This window comes from Oleiphilus sp. HI0079 (assembly GCF_001635105.1).
The window spans coordinates 1-673 of sequence record NZ_LWFT01001180.1 but is presented as its reverse complement, the minus strand read 5'-3'; the positions used below and the strand labels follow the sequence as shown (position 1 = coordinate 673).

The following is a 673-nucleotide window of genomic DNA, read 5'->3' as shown; positions in this document are numbered from 1 at the left end:
TAGGGGGCGCTCAACAAAGGATGTTTGGAAATCATCTCGGCTAATTTTGCATGCCCTGCAGGAGAGAAATGTGTCGCATCTTGATAATAGTCTTGCATGTTTGTTGCGAACACCTCGTAGCAATGGATCAGGCTAGCATGAGCGTATTGTTCAGCCAACTCAGCCAAGGCGGCATTATACGCTTGTATGGCAGGGTTGCGCGAATCGTCTTGGTTGGGTGCGGTTTCGATCAGAAATACAGGGCAGCTGACGGCATCCAAAATTTTTGCGATGTTGGCCTGATATTCCTCTATCGGCACCTGGTTGGTCATGCCGAAGAGCTTGCCAATGCCGATCTTTCGGCCATATTTCTTCCATTTTTTGACCCAGCGACGGAAAAAGCGTCGGCGAGCATTATCTGGGTAATACAAGACATACGGCGCTGCTTTGAGAGTTGACCAACTATCGACCAAGCCGTACTGAATAAATACCGCGTTGAGGTGATCATGACCAAAGTGTGCAAAATACTTGAGTGCTTCTCGTGTTGTTGCCATCGTTTGGCCACAATTTTGGATGCGCCGATTTAGCGCTTCGCCAACAAGAGCCGGGTACGCCTGGCCTTTTAGCTGTTCTGTTCCGCAGGTGTTGCAATCGCCAAGAAATAGCAACTCGCTGCGTCGCACTAACTGCCTGT

General features: G+C 49.5%; 1 protein-coding gene. It reads right to left on the bottom strand.

All coding sequences use genetic code 11. From position 1 onward, the window contains the following. Window positions 1-662: SGNH/GDSL hydrolase family protein (locus tag A3750_RS20960; protein ID WP_156498802.1), on the bottom strand; the 662-nt coding region annotated here is incomplete at its 3' end. Window positions 663-673 lie beyond the last annotated feature (11 nt).